The organism is Pseudomonas sp. LRF_L74, assembly GCF_965644255.1.
Lineage (GTDB): Bacteria > Pseudomonadota > Gammaproteobacteria > Pseudomonadales > Pseudomonadaceae > Aquipseudomonas.
Genome location: NZ_CBFFRH010000001.1, coordinates 971132 through 986885, shown reverse-complemented (window position 1 = coordinate 986885; position 15754 = coordinate 971132). Strand labels below are relative to the sequence as shown.

The 15754-nt window shown below is 64.7% G+C and carries 17 protein-coding genes; 8 read left to right on the top strand and 9 right to left on the bottom strand.

Annotated features, from left to right (window positions below):
* Positions 1-9 precede the first annotated feature (9 nt).
* Positions 10-513, top strand: a complete 504-nt coding sequence (locus ACSZPK_RS04585) for a metallophosphoesterase family protein (RefSeq protein WP_437880194.1) — start codon at positions 10-12, stop codon at positions 511-513.
* On the opposite strand, the gene ACSZPK_RS04580 is transcribed toward ACSZPK_RS04585, so the two are convergent.
* Positions 501-2741: a TonB-dependent siderophore receptor gene (locus tag ACSZPK_RS04580; RefSeq protein WP_437880193.1), complete on the bottom strand. Its 2241-nt coding sequence runs from the start codon at positions 2739-2741 to the stop codon at positions 501-503. The genes ACSZPK_RS04585 and ACSZPK_RS04580 overlap by 13 nt on opposite strands.
* Before the next feature lie 177 nt (positions 2742-2918).
* On the opposite strand from ACSZPK_RS04580, the gene gloA reads away from it, so the two are divergent.
* A complete protein-coding gene (gene gloA / locus ACSZPK_RS04575; RefSeq protein WP_437880192.1) occupies positions 2919-3446 on the top strand; it encodes a lactoylglutathione lyase in 528 nt (175 codons plus the stop codon).
* Position 3447: 1 nt separating this feature from the next.
* Here gloA and ACSZPK_RS04570 read toward each other — a convergent pair whose 3' ends face one another.
* Both ACSZPK_RS04570 and ACSZPK_RS04565 read right to left on the bottom strand, forming a co-directional pair.
* A complete protein-coding gene (locus tag ACSZPK_RS04570) occupies positions 3448-4074 on the bottom strand; it encodes a YitT family protein (RefSeq protein WP_437880191.1) in 627 nt (208 codons plus the stop codon).
* 54 nt (positions 4075-4128) lie between these two features.
* Positions 4129-4647, bottom strand: coding sequence for a dihydrofolate reductase (locus tag ACSZPK_RS04565; protein WP_437880190.1), 519 nt, complete (start codon positions 4645-4647; stop codon positions 4129-4131).
* 194 nt (positions 4648-4841) lie between these two features.
* On the opposite strand from ACSZPK_RS04565, the gene ACSZPK_RS04560 reads away from it, so the two are divergent.
* The 6 genes from ACSZPK_RS04560 to ACSZPK_RS04535 all read left to right on the top strand — a co-directional run bounded on the left by ACSZPK_RS04560 (position 4842) and on the right by ACSZPK_RS04535 (position 11245).
* Positions 4842-5993 carry a glycerophosphodiester phosphodiesterase gene (locus ACSZPK_RS04560; RefSeq protein WP_437880189.1) on the top strand — a complete coding sequence of 384 codons (1152 nt, stop codon included), beginning with the start codon at positions 4842-4844 and terminating at the stop codon, positions 5991-5993.
* A gap of 354 nt (positions 5994-6347) precedes the next feature.
* Complete coding sequence (locus tag ACSZPK_RS04555; RefSeq protein WP_437880188.1) at positions 6348-7733, top strand: DUF2868 domain-containing protein; 1386 nt, start codon at positions 6348-6350, stop codon at positions 7731-7733.
* Positions 7726-9096: a GTPase/DUF3482 domain-containing protein gene (locus ACSZPK_RS04550; RefSeq protein ID WP_437880187.1), complete on the top strand. Its 1371-nt coding sequence runs from the start codon at positions 7726-7728 to the stop codon at positions 9094-9096. Before ACSZPK_RS04555 ends, ACSZPK_RS04550 begins: the two co-directional genes overlap by 8 nt.
* An 89-nt stretch (positions 9097-9185) precedes the next feature.
* Positions 9186-10574 (top strand): FAD-binding oxidoreductase, encoded by a 1389-nt coding sequence (locus ACSZPK_RS04545; RefSeq protein ID WP_437880186.1) that lies wholly within the window; start codon positions 9186-9188, stop codon positions 10572-10574.
* A gap of 51 nt (positions 10575-10625) precedes the next feature.
* Positions 10626-10916 carry a hypothetical protein gene (locus tag ACSZPK_RS04540; RefSeq protein ID WP_437880185.1) on the top strand — a complete coding sequence of 97 codons (291 nt, stop codon included), beginning with the start codon at positions 10626-10628 and terminating at the stop codon, positions 10914-10916.
* A 14-nt stretch (positions 10917-10930) separates the two neighbouring features.
* Complete coding sequence (locus ACSZPK_RS04535; RefSeq protein WP_437880184.1) at positions 10931-11245, top strand: cupin domain-containing protein; 315 nt, start codon at positions 10931-10933, stop codon at positions 11243-11245.
* A 276-nt stretch (positions 11246-11521) separates the two neighbouring features.
* On the opposite strand, the gene ACSZPK_RS04530 is transcribed toward ACSZPK_RS04535, so the two are convergent.
* The 6 genes from ACSZPK_RS04530 to ACSZPK_RS04505 form a co-directional block, all read right to left on the bottom strand.
* Complete coding sequence (locus tag ACSZPK_RS04530) at positions 11522-12070, bottom strand: cupin domain-containing protein (RefSeq protein ID WP_437880183.1); 549 nt, start codon at positions 12068-12070, stop codon at positions 11522-11524.
* A 137-nt stretch (positions 12071-12207) separates the two neighbouring features.
* A complete protein-coding gene (gene alr / locus ACSZPK_RS04525) occupies positions 12208-13296 on the bottom strand; it encodes an alanine racemase (RefSeq protein WP_437880182.1) in 1089 nt (362 codons plus the stop codon).
* Positions 13297-13352: 56 nt separating this feature from the next.
* The gene (locus ACSZPK_RS04520; protein ID WP_437880181.1) at positions 13353-13706 is read right to left on the bottom strand and encodes a RidA family protein; all 354 of its coding nucleotides are present in this window, start codon (positions 13704-13706) and stop codon (positions 13353-13355) included.
* Positions 13681-14979: a D-amino acid dehydrogenase gene (gene dadA / locus ACSZPK_RS04515; RefSeq protein WP_437880180.1), complete on the bottom strand. Its 1299-nt coding sequence runs from the start codon at positions 14977-14979 to the stop codon at positions 13681-13683. The genes ACSZPK_RS04520 and dadA overlap by 26 nt, the downstream gene beginning before the upstream one ends.
* A gap of 204 nt (positions 14980-15183) precedes the next feature.
* Positions 15184-15528 (bottom strand): YdbL family protein, encoded by a 345-nt coding sequence (locus ACSZPK_RS04510; RefSeq protein ID WP_437880179.1) that lies wholly within the window; start codon positions 15526-15528, stop codon positions 15184-15186.
* A gap of 10 nt (positions 15529-15538) precedes the next feature.
* On the bottom strand, positions 15539-15730 hold the full coding sequence (locus ACSZPK_RS04505; protein WP_437880178.1) for a YnbE family lipoprotein: 192 nt from the start codon (positions 15728-15730) through the stop codon (positions 15539-15541).
* Positions 15731-15754: the final 24 nt, after the last annotated feature.

The following is a 15754-nucleotide window of genomic DNA, read 5'->3' as shown; positions in this document are numbered from 1 at the left end:
TTTCTCCCCATGACGCCTTCCCTACGCATCGGCGTGATCGCCGACACCCACGGCCTGCTGCGCCCTGAAGCACTGGAAGCCCTGCAAGGCTGCGACGTGCTGCTGCACCTGGGCGACATCGGCTCGCCCGGGATTCTCGACAGCCTGCGCGCCCTGGCGCCGCTGCATGTCGTGCGCGGTAACAACGACACCGATGCCTGGGCCGACGCCATTCCCGAAACCCTGGAGCTGGAGTTCGCCGGCGTGCGCCTGTACCTGATCCATGACCGCAAGCAATTGCCGATCGATGCGCAGGCGGCAGGTATCGACATCGTCCTGTCCGGCCATTCGCACAAGCCGCTGGACGAGGTTCATGACGGCGTCCGCCACTTCAACCCAGGCAGCGCCGGGCCGCGACGCTTCAGCCTGCCGATCAGCGTCGGCAGGCTGGTGCTTGAGAGAGGGGAAGTAATGACCGAATTGATCGAACTGCCGCCGGCTTTGGCCAGCGGCCGTCAGGGTCAGAAGTCGTAGCGGGTGGTCAGCATCACGTTGCGCGGTTCGCCCCAGGAGTAGACGCTGTAGAAGTCCATGATCGTCAGGTACTTCTTGTCCAGCAGGTTGTTGACGTTGAGGGTCGCGGACAGGTTATCGGTCACTTGATACCTGGCCATCACGTCGACCAGCCAGTAGGCGCTCTGGCCGAAATCGACGGTTCCCGCCGTCGGATGGCTGACCTCACCCCAGCTCCGGCTCTGCCAGCGTGCACCTCCACCGACGGTCAAGGGCTCCAGTGCGCCCTTGAGGTTGTAGGTGGTGTAGAAGCTGAAGATATCCTCCGGCTCGACGGTGGAGAGTTTGTCGCCATCTTGCCGTGCGACCTTGTGGGTATAACCGGCCTGGGCATTCCACCCCGGCAACAACTCACCGGAAATCTCAGCCTCGTATCCCTTGGTAACGACGCCATCGGCAGCCTCGTAGGCTGTTTCGGTCGAGTTCTGCACGTTACCAACCGCAACGCCGTAGTTATCCTGCCTGATCTGGAAATAGGCCAGGCTGGCGTTCAGGCGGCCCTCGTAGAATTCGCCCTTGATCCCGGCTTCGTAGCTGTCACCTTCGAGTGGATCGAGCGTGGAGCCAGTGACCGTGCGAATCGACTGTGGCTTGAAGATGCTGGTATAGCTGGCGTAGAGGGAGAAGTTGTCGTTCAGGTCATAGATCAGGCCGGCATAGGGAACGACCACGCCGGTTTCGGTCTGGGTTTCGTGACTGACGGGCGGGTCGTAAACGCTTTTGCTCTTGCTGACGTTGCGGTAGTTGGCCAGGCGCGCGCCCAGCATCAGTTTCAAGTCATCCGTCAGGCTGAAGCGCGAAGCCGTATACAAGCCGTTTTCCCAGGTCACCCGGTCATTTTCGCCAGTGTATTGCCAGGCGGGCTCGGGAATATCGCCGCTCCACTCGTAGAAATTGCCGACAGCCCCGGCATAACCGGTCTGAGGGCCCTTGCCATCACTTTCCCAATGGCTGCGTTTTACGCTGCCGCCAATAACCAGTTCATGTTCGCGCCCGAACAACTGGAAAGGACCGCTCGCATAGACATCCACCGCATCGCTGGTGGTCTTGCCGACATACTTGCCCAACCAGAGATTCACCCCGGCTCCGGTTTCAGGGGTTGGATTGCCGGAGGCGGCGGCACCGAGCGCCGCGTCATAGCCATTGATCTGGTGGTTGAGCTGCGCCTTGGCCACCCAGCCGTTGTCGAACTGACGTTCCAGCGTGGCGAAGACCGTCCGCGTGTACTGGTCCCAATGGCTCCAGTCGGCGGCGTTACTGAATGAGCGGGAGACCTTGTTGAAGTCGCCCACGCTGTTGAAGATGGGATTGCCGCCCCAGGTCGATCCCTCGGGATTGCTGTCCTGATAGTCGGCACCGACCGAGAGCAAGGTGCTCTCATCCAGATCGAATTCGAGTATGCCGTAGAAAACCTTGGTTTCCCGCTCGTAGCGATCCTGAACCGAGTGTTTGTCCTGGTAGGCCGCGACCGCACGCCCACGCACGTTGCCACTTTCGGTCAGCGGCCCGGCGACATCGACCTCACTGCGGTAGGTATCCCAGGACCCTGCGCCCAGGGTGAGATGGCCACTGAATTGGTTGGTCGGCTTCTTACGGATCAGATTGATGGTCGCGCCCGGATCACCGCTCCCGGTGAGCAGCCCTGTTGCGCCTTTAAGCACTTCGATGCGGTCGTAGATAGCCATGTCGCTCAGCGTATTACCCGAGGAGTAGGCCGAATCACGGGTCATCGGTATGCCATCGTATTGGAAATTGTTGATGGCAAAGCCCCGCGCGTAATACTCGTTACGCTCCGAGTCGTAAGTGACGATGCTGACGCCCGGCGTATGCCGCATCACGTCGTCGATACTGTTCAAGCCGAAGTCGTCCATCTGCTGGCGTGTCACCACGCTGATGGACTGTGGGGTCTCCCGAGGCGTCAGCACCAGGCGGGTAGCCGTGGCGATGCTGCCCGGCGTGTAGGACTTCGACTCTTCGGTGATGGTGCCGAGCTGGTTGCTGGTGACCGCCGTGGCCTCCAGCTCCAGAGTGCTGGCCTGGGAGTCGGCGGCCGACGGCTCGGATTCCGAGGGCTCGGCCGCCCAGGCAGGAGCACTGGCACAACTCAAGGCAATGGCAAGCGCAAGCAGGCTTGGCCCTGCGGGAACGTTGCAGGGAGCGGTTTTTCTGAAAGAAGCGCGATGGCGCATGGCGTCGAACCTTTTTTGGTTTTAGAGCCACAAACGCTATCACCTCTCATTAGCATTAACCATGCTAATGATAAACATTCTCGATACATGGCACGCCTCGGATCATTGCGCAGGCACCAATAGCACGCACGGGCGGTCTACAATCGCCCACCCGTGTCTTATCCGATGGAGCCCAACATGACCCTCGACGAACTCAACGCCCTGCCCGGCGTCACCGCCAAGCCTGACGTCGCCACCGCCGACTTCGTGTACAACCACACCATGATCCGGGTGAAGAACCTTGAGCATTCGCTGGATTTCTACACCCGTGTGCTGGGTTTCACCCTGATTGAGAAAGTCGATTTCGAGCAGGCCAAATTCAGCCTCTACTTCGTCGCCCTGATCGCCGACAAGTCGCAGATCCCCAGTGATCCGGCCGAGCGTCATCTGTGGCGCAAATCGGTTCCCGGCATGCTGGAACTGACCCACAACCACGGCACCGAGAACGACCCCGAGTTCAGCTATCACAGTGGCAACAGCGATCCACGCGGCTTCGGCCATCTGTGCGTTGCGGTGCCGGACATTCGCGCCGCCTGCGCGCGCTTCGAGGAACTGGGCGTGACCTTCCAGAAGCGCCTGAGCGACGGCAGCATGAAGGACATCGCCTTCATCAAGGACCCGGACGGCTACTGGGTCGAGATCATCCAGTTCACCCCGGTGGTGTGAGTCAGCTCGTCCCCATGTAGCGCCCGGCGCGGTGGTTGATGGCCAGGACCAGGTTCAGGGCCACCGCGCCCAGCACCGACAAGGCCACCTTGTCCGTTGCGACGATGAAGATCGCCGCCGTGACGATGCTCGCATCGGCAACCATCTGCACCATGCCGGCGCGCAGGCCGAAACGATCCTGCAGGTACAGCGCCAGGATGTTCACTCCACCCAGGCTGGCGCGATGGCGGAACAGCATGAGCAGGCCAAGGCCCATGGCGAAACCGCCGAAAGTCGCCGCATAGAACAGGTTGAGTTCGGCGAAACGCACCCAGCGCGGGGTCAGTTCGGCGAACAGCGACACCAGCCCCACCGCGCACACGGTGCGCAAGGTGAAGGCCCAGCCCATGCGCCAGATGGCCAAGGCATAGAACGGCAGGTTGAGCAAAAAGAACGCCAGGCCGAATGGCCACCCCAGGCTGTACTTGACCAGCAACGCCAGGCCCACCGTGCCTCCGGTGAGCAGCCCCGCGTGGCCGTAGAAGGCGATACCCAGCGCCACCATCGCCGTGCCGCAGAGCATGGCCAGGGCATCCTCCCACAACGGATGGCGCATCAGCAGCGAGGAACGATTGGGCGAATCAGTCATGCTCAGGCCTCGGCCCGGCGATCAGCGGGCCGCTTGCAAACGGGAAGCGAAGGATCAGGCCTGGCGCCTGACCCAGGTTTCGAAGCGATACGCCGGCGCCTGCTCCAGCGCTTCGTGGTTCTCGGACTCGCTGCAACGCCAGATGGCATCGTCCACCGGCGGGAACAACGCATCGCCCTCGGGCATCAGGGCGATGCGCGTCAGGTAGAGGCGATCGGCATGCTCCAGGCCCTGCTCGTAGAGCTGGGCGCCGCCGATCAGCATCAGTTCCTCGACCCCCTGCTCGTGGGCCCAGGCCTCGGCGCGCAGCACGGCGGTATCCAGCGTGGCGAAGACCTCCGCGCCATCGAGCCGCAGGTCCGGCTGACGGCTGACCACGATGTTCAGGCGGCCGGGCAAGGGACGGCCCAGGGATTCCCAGGTCTTGCGGCCCATGATGATCGGCTTGCCCATGGTCAGCGCCTTGAAGTGCTTCATGTCGGCCGGCAGGTGCCAGGGCATTTGGTTGTCGCGACCGATCACGCGGTTTTCCGCGAGGCCGGCGATCAGGCAGAGAGGCAGGGTCTTGTTCATGGCGTGGAGGATACCAGAGGGGCGCGGACAAGCGAGCGCAGCGGCGTCGTTTCTGCCCGCAGGATGCGTGGAGCGACAGCCATCCGACAACTGCGGCCTGTGCTCTCCCGTTACATTCGAAAACAGAACACTCGACGAATCGTCATCTGTTCGATGGCAGTCTTGCGCTCCCTCATACCGCAAGGAGACCAGCCATGTCCTGTCACTCCACCCTGCGGCATTGGCTGGCGGTCTGCAGCCTGACGTTGCCTCTCAGTGCCTTCTCCGCGCCGGACCCGGTGCAATCCGCCATCGACTGGGCCGCCGAGCAGCCCCGTAGCACCAAGGGTCATCACCCACGTGGCGAAGGCAAACCATTGGTGATCGGCCATCGCGGTGCCAGCGGTTACGTGCCCGAACACACCCTGGCCGCCTACGCACTGGCAGCGCTGCAGGGCGCCGACTACATCGAGCCGGACCTGGTCTCGACCCGTGACGGGCAACTGGTCGCCCGTCACGACAACCAGCTCGACCTGACCACCGATGTCGCCGAGCACCCGGAATTCGCCGAGCGCAAGCGCACCCAGAGCGTCGATGGCGTCAGCCTCAGCGGCTGGTTCAGCGAAGACTTCACCCTCGCCGAGATCAAGACCCTGCGCGCCATCGAGCGCATTCCACAATTCCGTCCGGGCAACGCACGCCTGGACGGCACCTTCGAGATTCCCACCTTGCAGGAAATCATCGAGCTGGTGAAAAGCCTGCAGAAGAGCCAGCACCGACGCATCGGCCTGTACATCGAGACCAAGCACCCGACCCACTTCCAGCAGCTCGGCCTGGCCCTGGAACAGCCGCTGCTGAACACCCTGCAACGCAACGGCTACCGTGACCGGCGCGACCCGGTCTACATCCAGTCGTTCGAAGTCGGCAACCTGCAGCAGTTGAGCAAGCAGACCTCGATCCGCCTGGTGCAGTTGTTCGACGCCGGCCAGCCCTACGACCAGGTGGTGCAAGGTACCGGCCTGAGCTACGCCCAGATGGCGACGGCCAAGGGCCTGAAGGACATCGCCCGCTACGCCAGCGGTGTCGGCCCGGAGAAGGGCTACATCATCCCGCGTGACGCCAATGGCAACCTCGGCCAGCCGACCACCTTCGTCGCCGACGCTCACGCGGCGGGCCTGCTGGTGCATCCGTTCACCTTCCGCGCGGAAAACAACTTCCTGCCCACTGACCTGCGCAGCAGCGACAAGCTCGACGAACGCGGCGACATCGACAAGGAGATCCGCGCCTTCCTCGACGCCGGCATCGACGGCCTGTTCATCGACCAGCCGGATATCGCGGTGCGCCTACGCACCAAGACGGGCCGCTGAACGACGGCCTAGGGTCTGTTGCCGTTTCGTCGCGACCGCGCCGGAGCCCGTTTTTATACGAGGCGAGGCGCGAGATGCGAAGTTTAGTGAGCTAAATGAGCCATCGAGTAACGCTGCATCGTATAAAAACGGGCCCGGCCCTGCGGGTTGTGCGAGAAATAACCCCCGCTGTCGTTGCAGGACTTGGTAAGGGAATGACCATTGCCTGCGTCCTGCGCCTAACCGGGGGTTATTTCTCGCGACAACGCGGCTTGCGCCGAAACGGCAACAGACCCTAGCGTCCAGCCTCAAGCGCTCTTATCGATCGCCGTTACGGGTTATCCTTCCACTTCACCCCGGTGGAAGGGAAACCGCGTGTCCGACAGTCCTCTTACCCCGCTGCAACGCCTGTGGCTGTGCGAAACCATTCGCCTGCGCGAAGAACACGCCGGCCCGCTGGAAGACAGCGAGGCCAATCGCCATGCCCGCCTGGCCGGCCAGGACCTGGGCCAACGCATCGAAGCCCGCGCCCTCTGGCTCGCCAAGCGCGATGGCCAACGCCAGGCGTTGCGCCACTGGCTGCAAGGCGCACGGCTGGCCCTGCTGGTGCTGGTCATCCTGGCCCTGGCCAGCGGTGCCGGCCTTGGCGTCGCGGCGCTGGGCGATGGGCAACGCCCGGTCAACGTGTTCTGGGCCCTTGGCAGTCTGCTCGGCGTGCATATCCTGATGCTGAGCGGCTGGTTGATCAGCCTGCTGCTGGCGGGCGACCAGGGTGCGGCGCTCGGCCGGCTGTGGTGGTGGCTCAGCGCCAAACTCGCCCGCGATGCCAGGGCCGCGCAACTGGCGCCCGCCCTGGTCCTGCTGCTGCAACGACGGCAACTGAACCGCTGGTTGCTCGGCTTGCTGGTGAACGGCCTGTGGCTGGTGGTGCTGGGTTGCGCATTGCTGATGCTGCTTGCCCTGCTGTCGACACGTCGCTACGGCTTCGTCTGGGAAACCACCCTGCTCGGCAGCCAGACCTTCGTCGCCCTGACCCAAGGACTCGGCGCGCTACCGGCGCTGCTCGGCTTCCCGGTGCCCGATGCGCTGACCATCCAGGCCAGCGGTGCCGGCGCCCTGGCCAGCGAAGGCGCGCGACATGCCTGGGCCGGCTGGCTGCTTGGCGTGCTGCTGGTCTTCGGCCTGCTGCCGCGCCTGCTGCTCCTGCTGCTGTGCCTCTGGCAATGGCAGCGCGGCAGCGCCCAGCTACGCCTGGATCTGGAGCAGCCCGGCTACCGCCTGCTCGCCGAGCGCCTGCATCCGCCCAGCGAGCGGCTGGGGGTGATCGACCAGGCGCCCGCCGATCTCGCCCGCACGCCACTCGATACCCAGCCCATCAGCGGCAACGGTGCCCTGCTGGTCGCCATCGAACTCGACCCATTGCGCGCCTGGCCACCCGCATTGCCCAAAGGCGTGGCCGATGCGGGCATCCTCGACAGTCGCGAACAACGCCAGCAACTGCTCGAACAACTCGGCCGCTTTCCGCCCGAACGCCTGGCCATCGCCTGCGACCCACGCCGCTCGCCCGACCGCGGCACCCTGGCGTTGCTCGAAGAGCTGGCGCGCAGTGCTCACGAGACGCGGATCTGGCTGCTGCAACCGCCAGCCGGCGAAAGCCTCGACAGCCAGCGCCTCGGCGACTGGCATGCGGCCCTGGACGAACGCGGCCTGCGCTGGGCCGACTGCGCACCGCTGGCCTGGCTGGAGAGTGGCCATGACTAATGCCCTCAAACTCGCCGTGGTCGGTCACACCAACGTCGGCAAGACCTCGCTGCTGCGTACCCTGACCCGTGATGTCGATTTCGGCGAAGTCTCGCATCGCCCCAGCACCACCCGCCATGTCGAAGGCGCGCGCCTGTCGGTGGCCGGCGAGGCGCTGCTCGATCTCTACGACACGCCCGGCCTGGAAGACGCCATCGCCCTGCTCGATTACCTGGAGCGCCTGGAGCGCCCCGGCGAACGCCTCGACGGCCCGGCGCGCACCGCGCGCTTTCTGGATGGCGCCGAAGCCCGCCAGCGTTTCGAACAGGAAGCCAAGGTGCTGCGCCAGTTACTCGCCTCGGACGCCGGCCTCTACGTGATCGACGCCCGCGAGCCGGTGCTGGCCAAGTACCGCGACGAGCTCAGCGTGCTGGCCGCTTGCGGCAAGCCCTTGCTGCCCGTGCTCAACTTCAGCGCTCATCCCCAACAGCGCGAGTCGGAGTGGCGCGAAGCCCTGGCGCGCCTTGGCCTGCATGCGCTGGTGCGGTTCGACACCGTGGCGCCGCCCATCGACGGTGAACGGCGCCTGTACGAAAGCCTGGCCCTGCTGCTGGAAAGCGCGCGGCCGAAGCTGGAACGCCTGATCCTCGACCACGAAGCCCAGGCCATCGCCCGCCAGCAGACCGGCACGCGGTTGATCGCCGAACTGCTGATCGACTGCGCCGCCTGCCGGCGCAGCGTCGCCAGCGAAGCGGGCCTCGAACAACGCCAGGTCGAAGACCTGCACAAAACCATTCGCCAGCGCGAACAGGGCTGCGTCGAAGCCCTGCTGCGCCTGTACGCCTTCCGCAAGGACGACGCCCGGGCCAGCGAGTTGCCGCTGGCCGGCGGGCGCTGGGGCGACGACCTGTTCAACCCGGAAACCCTGCGTCAGCTAGGGGTGAAGGTCGGTGGCGGCATGGCCGCGGGCGCGGCGGCCGGCGCCGGCATCGACCTGCTGGTCGGCGGCATCACCCTGGGCGGCGCGGCCTTGCTCGGCGCGCTCGCCGGTGGCGGCCTGCAGACCGCGCGCAACTATGGCGGGCGCCTGCTCGGCAAGCTGCGCGGGCAACGCGAACTGACCCTCGACGATGGCGTGCTGCGCCTGCTCGCCCTGCGCCAGCGCCACTTGCTCGCGGCACTCGGCGCCCGGGGCCATGCCGCCACCGAGGCCATCCAACTGGACGCGCCCCGCGACCAGAGCTGGCGCGAAGGCAAATTGCCGGACGCCCTGCGCAAGGCACGCGCCCACCCCGAATGGTCATCGCTCAATCCCGCTGCCCGCCTGGAAGATGCCGAGCGCCATCTACAGGTCCAGGCCCTGGCCAGGCAACTGGAGTCCTGACCGTCTTCACGCTCCTGGGATGGCTCGCTGGCCAACGCATCGGCAAAGAGACAAGATAACCGCCCCTTTTCCATGGCCAGGGATGGTTGATGCGACACCTGATGATTTGCCTGTGGCTGCTCAGCTTCGTAGCGGCAGCCGATGTCACGGTCAACGACGTGACCGGACTCAATCCGATCCGGGTCGAGCAGGTGCTCACGCCGTCCACGGTACAAGACGTGGTCGACGCAGTCCGCCAGCACGCCGGGCCGATCAGCATTGGCGGCGGCCGCTTCAGCATGGGCGGGCAGACGGCCACCGAAGGCACCCTGCAACTGGACATGCGCCATCTGGACCGGGTTCTCGAATTGTCCAGCGAGCGCCGCGAAATCCGCGTGCAGAGCGGCATCACCTGGCGTGCCTTGCTCGAATACATAGATCCGCACGACCTTTCGCCGCAGATCATGCAGTCCTACGCCAACTTCACGGTCGGCGGTTCGCTATCGGTCAACGTGCATGGGCGTTACGTCGGCGAAGGACCCTTGGTGGGCTCGGTCCGTTCGATTCGCCTGGTACTGGCCGACGGCAGCCTGATCGAGGCCAGCCCCAGCCAGAACAGAGAATTGTTCTATGGTGCCATTGGCGGCTATGGCGGCCTTGGGGTCATCGTCGAGGCGACTCTCGGCCTGGTGGAAAATACCCGCCTGGCGCGGGAAAGCCAGGTCATGCCGCTGGGCGAATACCGTTCCTGGTTCGCCCGCAATGTCGCCACGCAGGATGATGTGCTGATGCATAACGGCATCCTGTATCTCAACGACTTCGCCACCGTGCGCGCAGTGTCCTACCGGCGCACCGATGCCGCGCTGACCGAGCCCGCGCGGCTGACACCGCTCGATCAGTCCTATCGCCTGCAGCAAGGCGGCATTCGCCTGAGCGCTTCGCGTCCCGGCCTGCTGCTGCGCGAAGCCGTGCTCGACCCGTTGCTCTACAAGCGCCCCAAGGTGCAATGGCGCAACCACGAAGCCAGTCTCGACGTCGCCGAACTAGCGCCGATCTCCGGGCCGGACTTCAGCTATGTGCTGCAGGAATATTTCGTCGCCCCCGAGCAACTGGAGCATTTCATCGGCGAATTGGCTCGGTTGACGCGCCAGCACGATGCCACCCTGATCAACGTCTCCATCCGCCATGCCAAGGCCGACCCCGGCACCCTGCTGGCCTGGGCGCCGCAAGAAACCTTCGCCCTGGTGCTCTACTACCGCCAGGGCAGTTCCGAGAGCGAACGCCGGAAGACCGCAGCCTGGACCCGCGACCTGATCGCCGCGGCGCTGGCCTGCGGCGGTCGCTACTACCTGCCCTACCAGATCCATGCCAGCCGCGAGCAGTTTCTCCAGGCCTACCCTCGTGCGCCAGAGTTCTTCGCGCTCAAGCAACGCATCGATCCTGGCTACAAATTCCGCAACCGGTTGTGGGATGCGTATTACCGTCCCCAGCGGCACTAGTGTGGTGATCGTGCAGCGTTACGCCAGGAATCTCGACCCCAGGGACACACCATGAGGACACCCACCCCGGCCAGCCTGTGCCCGGAGCTGGCCCGCGTGCTGAGCACCGAGCTGAGGCGCGGCAACGTGCTGGCCCGGCAGCCGGAGCGCACCGACTGGCCAGCGCGCGGCTCGGTGTTCGCCTCGCTGCGGCATGACTTCAGGAGCGATGTGCGCCACGTGCCGACGCCCCTGCGTCATGGCCTGTGCAATGACCCCCACTACGGTTGGTACGAAGAGCTCTACTGCGAGGAGCACGGGCACTTGCTGGTCGCCGGCAGCCCGCGCCTGGGCAAGACCTGATGAAGGAAACACAGATGAACATCGGCAACCTGTACCAGGACAGCGCCGCGCCCGCCCAAGGCGAGCGCTTCGAGGCACTGCTCAGCCATCGCAACCTGGTGATCGAACGCATCGTCAGCTCCGGTGTGGCCGAGCCGATCGACTACGTGCAGGAGCAGGACGAGTGGGTCACCCTGCTCCAGGGCCATGCCGTAATGACGGTGGATGGCGAACGCGTCGAACTACAGCCGGGCGACCACCTGTTCCTGCCCGCCGGCATGCCGCACCGGGTCGAGCAGACTTCAGTGGGCGCGGTATGGCTGGCGGTGCATCTGCATCAAAGCGAGTAGCCGATCAAAACGCTTAAGGCTGAACGGGAAACGCAGGATGGGTTGAGGCAGGAGCGGTCGTTCCACGAACACCCGGTCCACACTCAATCGTCATTCCCGCGAAGGCGGGACAGCGGCTCCATCGCTGGACAGCGCTTGCGCTGGCCCGAAGGGGAACCATCCAAATGCACCGAGTCTTCTGGGTTCCCGCCTTCGCGGGAATGACGGAATAACGAATGTCCGCAGTGGCCTCGAAGCCGCCATTCGAACGAGCTCGCCAAGATCGTGGACAGGTGCTTAGAAATTCGCCGGCGTCGTCGCGCTGATCAGCCGCGCCGGTTTGTCGAAGGGATTGCGGAAACGATGGGTCTTGCTGCTTTCGAAGTAGTAGCCGTCGCCCGGTTCGAGCACGAACACCTGGCCGTTGACCGTCAGTTCGAGCTGGCCTTCGAGCAGCATGCCGGCCTCTTCGCCATCGTGGGCGAGCATTTCGTCGCCGGTGTCGGAACCTGGCGGGTAGGTCTCGTCGAGGAAGGTGATCGCCCGGCTCGGATGCGCCTTGCCGATCAGCTTCATGGCCACGGCGCCGCTCGACAGGTCGGTCAGCTCGGCGGCGCGATAGACCACCTGGGGCTGGTTCTCCTGCTCCATCTCAAGGGAAAAGAATTCCACCAGCGACATCGGGATGCCGCCCAGTACCTTCTTCAACGAACTGATCGAGGGGCTGACGCTGTTCTTCTCGATCATGGAAATGGTGCTGTTGGTCACGCCTGCCCGCTTGGCGAGTTCACGCTGGGAAAGGCCCTTGAGCTTGCGAATGGATTGCAGTCGAACGCCGACGTCCAATGCGGGTGTCCTCCTTGAGGAACGGGTAGGGAAAAGTGGCCGTATCATGGGCCCGACGTTCAGTATTTACAACGTCTTGCCCATTAAAGCCTGCCCCGTCCAAGTCGCCATCCGACGAAACGGGGCCCCCTGCCCGATCAGCCCCCGCAGTAGATTCGCGGCACCCGCTTGAGGTTGCAGAACAGTTGGTAGGGAATGCTGCCAGCCTGGATGGCGACATCGCTGGCCAGCACGTCACGGCCCCAGAGTTCGACCCGGCTACCGAGGCCGGCATGCGGCAGGTCGGTGAGGTCGACCGTGAGCATGTCCATGGACACGCGACCGATCAAACTGCCCGGCTTGCCGTCGATGGCCACCGGTGTGCCGGTGGGCGCGTGGCGGGGATAGCCGTCGGCATAGCCCATGGCGACCACGCCGACCCGGGTCGGCCGCTCGCTGATGAAGCGCCCGCCGTAACCGACCGGCTCGCCAGCCGGCAGCTCGCGCACGCCGATGATCTTCGACTCCAGGGTCATCACCGGATGCAGGCGCTCGGCCACGGCCTGCGTCTGTTCGAACGGCGTGGCGCCATAGAGCATGATGCCGGCCCGTACCCAATCGTTCGCCGACTGCTCGGGAAACAGCTGCGACCAGCCCATGATCGCAGGCGAATTACGCAGGCTGACTTCGCTGCCCAGGCTCGCCCGGGCCTGCTCGAACACCGCCACCTGCTCGGCGCTGCGCGTGCTGTCCAGCTCGTCGGCACGGGAGAAGTGGGTCATCAGCACCACCTTGGCCACCTTGCCGCTGGCCAGCAGGCGCTGGTAGCCGTCGCGGTACTCGGCCGGGTGCAGGCCAACCCGGTGCATGCCCGAGTCGAGCTTGAGCCAGACGGTGAGCGGGCGTTGCAACGCGGCTTTCTCGATGGCTTCGATCTGCCAGTTGGAATGCACCACGGTCCACAGGTCGTGGCGCTCGATCAATCCCAGCTCGTCCGCCTCGAAGAAGCCTTCGAGCAACAGGATAGGTTGGCGGATACCTGACTCGCGCAGCTCCAGCGCTTCCTCGATACAGGCCACGGCGAAACCATTGACCTCGTCGCCCAGGGCCTGGGCGCAGCGCACCGCGCCGTGCCCGTAGGCATCGGCCTTGATCACCGCCAACGCTCGCGCCCCGCTCGCCTCACGGGCCAACCGGTAGTTGTGACGCAGGGCTTGCAGGTCGATCAGGGCACGGGCGGGGCGCATGGTTCGCTACTTCTTTTCTGGTTATCGGAATGGCCCGCCGCAGCGGGCCGACAGCATCAGGATTGGGCGGCGACCACGGTCATCTCGACCCGTACGCGAGGGTCGTACAGCGCCGCTTCGACACAGGCACGCGCTGGCGCCGTGCCTTCGGCGACCCAGGCATCCCACACTTCGTTGAGACCGGCGTAGTCAACGGCGATGTCCTTGAGGTAGATGGTCACCGAAAGGATCTTCGACTTGTCGCTGCCAGCCTCGGCCAGGAAACGATCGATATTGGCCAGGGTCTCGCGGGTCTGCGCGCGGATGTCGCCGCTGTAGTCGTCAGCCAGTTGCCCCGCCAGGTAGACGGTGCCGTTGTGGATCACGATTTCGCTGAAGCGCTTTTCAGTGCGCAGGCGCTGGATGGACATGCTTGTGGTTCTCCTTGGAATTGCCATAACGGAAGATGTCCAGGCCTGCGGCGCTGATCTGCGGTTGCTTGTTCGCCATCAGGTCGGCGAGCAGGCGACCGGAGCCGCAGGCCATGGTCCAGCCAAGGGTACCGTGTCCGCTGTTGAGGAACAGATTGCGAAATGCGGTGGCGCCCACGACCGGCGTGCCGTCCGGAGTGGCCGGGCGCAGGCCGGTCCAGAAGCTCGCCTGGCTGAGGTCGCCGCCCTGTGGATAAAGATCCGCGGTGATCATCTCCAGGGTTTCGCGGCGACGCGGGTTGAGCGACAGGTCGAAACCGGCGATCTCGGCCATGCCGCCGACGCGGATGCGCTGGTCGAAACGGGTGATGGCGACCTTGTAGGTTTCGTCGAGGATGGTCGAGGTCGGCGCCATCGCCGGGTCGGTGATCGGCACGGTCAGCGAATAGCCCTTGAGCGGGTAGACCGGCAACTGGATGCCCAGCGGCTTGAGCAGGTGCGGGCTGTAGCTGCCGAGGGCGAGCACGTAGCGGTCGGCGGTCTCCAGCTTGCCATCGACCCACACGCCGTTGATGCGGTCGCCGGCGAAGTCCAGGCGTTCGATGGTACGCCCGAAGCGGAATTCGACCCCCAGGTCACGGGCCATCTGCGCCAGCTTGCCGGTGAACATCTGGCAGTCGCCGGTCTGGTCGTTGGGCAGGCGCAGGGCGCCGGTGAGTTTGTCGGTGACGCCAGCCAGGGCCGGTTCGACCCGGGCGATACCGGCACGATCGAGCAGCTCATAAGGCACACCGGACTGCTCCAGCACGGCGATGTCCTTGGCGGCGCTGTCCAGTTGCGCCTGGGTGCGGAACAGCTGGGTAGTGCCAAGCTGGCGTTCTTCGTAGGCGATGCCGGTTTCCGCACGCAATTCGTCGAGGCAGTCGCGGCTGTACTCGGACAGGCGCACCATGCGCTCCTTGTTCACCGCATAGCGAGCCGCAGTGCAGTTGCGCAGCATCTGCGCCATCCACAGGTACTGGTCGAGGCTGCCGGTGGCCTTGATCGCCAGCGGCGCATGCTTTTGCAGCAGCCACTTGATGGCCTTGAGCGGCACGCCCGGCGCGGCCCAGGGCGAGGCATAGCCAGGCGAGACCTGGCCGGCGTTGGCGAAGCTGGTTTCCAGGGCCGGGCCATCCTGGCGGTCGACCACCACCACCTCGAAGCCCTGGCGGGCCAGGTAATACGCACTGGCAGTACCGATCACACCGCTGCCAAGTACCAGAACACGCATCGTCGCCTCCCAGACCACCGGCCCTGCCAGTGGAAAATCAGCCAAGCATCTAATGCGGGCAAGTATAGGAAGGCGCGAGCAGGCGTTTTCACCGTTTAAATGGCTATATTTGGCGATTAAAAGCGCAGCAATGGCTGGATACAGGAACAGGAACGCCAGATAATGCCGCTTTTACTACAGCCAACCAGTTGATTTACCCGTCTGCTATTTGCGCACCCACTTGCCATTGACCTGGATGTACTGGCCCGACGGTGTTTTCTCCAGCGCCTTCTGCCCGGCCAGGGCTTCGACGTCGCCCAGTTGCAGGCCGTTGTCCTTGGCCAGGCGCTGGTATTCGGCGCGGCGCGCCTGGTTGATCTGGGCGGCGATGTCCGCTGCCTGGCCGCTGCTGTTGACCACCCCGAGGTAGCCGTCGGGCTGCTCGCCGACCTGGCCGGCGGCCTTGGCCGAGCCCAGGGCCGACATCGCTTCGTTGAGGCTGATGGCCAGGGCCGGCAGGCTCAGGCAAAGGGCGATCAGGCCGAGGCCCAGTTTGCTACGCAGTTTCATGTGCGACTCCTTAGAAAAGACCGCTCGACTCGTTGATGATCGAATCCAGGGCCTTATCGACCTTGATGTAGATCTCGTGCTCGATCTTCACGTTGAGGTTGATGTTGATCGGCTCGTTGGGCACCGCCAGTTGCACCGTCGGGGTACAGGCGGCACACAAGCAGGCGAGCGCGAGAGCGATGAATGACGCACGCTGGCGCATGGCTAACTCCTGGTGGGTGACATG

Bases quoted from the DNA above. Each gene is read 5' to 3' on its own strand.
- ACSZPK_RS04585 (WP_437880194.1), top strand. From the start codon at position 10: ATGACGCCTTCCCTACGCATCGGCGTGATCGCCGACACCCACGGCCTG.
- ACSZPK_RS04580 (WP_437880193.1), bottom strand. From the start codon at position 2,741: ATGCGCCATCGCGCTTCTTTCAGAAAAACCGCTCCCTGCAACGTTCCC.
- gloA (WP_437880192.1), top strand. From the start codon at position 2,919: ATGACCCTCGACGAACTCAACGCCCTGCCCGGCGTCACCGCCAAGCCT.
- ACSZPK_RS04570 (WP_437880191.1), bottom strand. From the start codon at position 4,074: ATGACTGATTCGCCCAATCGTTCCTCGCTGCTGATGCGCCATCCGTTG.
- ACSZPK_RS04565 (WP_437880190.1), bottom strand. From the start codon at position 4,647: ATGAACAAGACCCTGCCTCTCTGCCTGATCGCCGGCCTCGCGGAAAAC.
- ACSZPK_RS04560 (WP_437880189.1), top strand. From the start codon at position 4,842: ATGTCCTGTCACTCCACCCTGCGGCATTGGCTGGCGGTCTGCAGCCTG.
- ACSZPK_RS04550 (WP_437880187.1), top strand. From the start codon at position 7,726: ATGACTAATGCCCTCAAACTCGCCGTGGTCGGTCACACCAACGTCGGC.
- ACSZPK_RS04545 (WP_437880186.1), top strand. From the start codon at position 9,186: ATGCGACACCTGATGATTTGCCTGTGGCTGCTCAGCTTCGTAGCGGCA.
- ACSZPK_RS04540 (WP_437880185.1), top strand. From the start codon at position 10,626: ATGAGGACACCCACCCCGGCCAGCCTGTGCCCGGAGCTGGCCCGCGTG.
- ACSZPK_RS04535 (WP_437880184.1), top strand. From the start codon at position 10,931: ATGAACATCGGCAACCTGTACCAGGACAGCGCCGCGCCCGCCCAAGGC.
- alr (WP_437880182.1), bottom strand. From the start codon at position 13,296: ATGCGCCCCGCCCGTGCCCTGATCGACCTGCAAGCCCTGCGTCACAAC.
- ACSZPK_RS04520 (WP_437880181.1), bottom strand. From the start codon at position 13,706: ATGTCCATCCAGCGCCTGCGCACTGAAAAGCGCTTCAGCGAAATCGTG.
- dadA (WP_437880180.1), bottom strand. From the start codon at position 14,979: ATGCGTGTTCTGGTACTTGGCAGCGGTGTGATCGGTACTGCCAGTGCG.
- ACSZPK_RS04510 (WP_437880179.1), bottom strand. From the start codon at position 15,528: ATGAAACTGCGTAGCAAACTGGGCCTCGGCCTGATCGCCCTTTGCCTG.
- ACSZPK_RS04505 (WP_437880178.1), bottom strand. From the start codon at position 15,730: ATGCGCCAGCGTGCGTCATTCATCGCTCTCGCGCTCGCCTGCTTGTGT.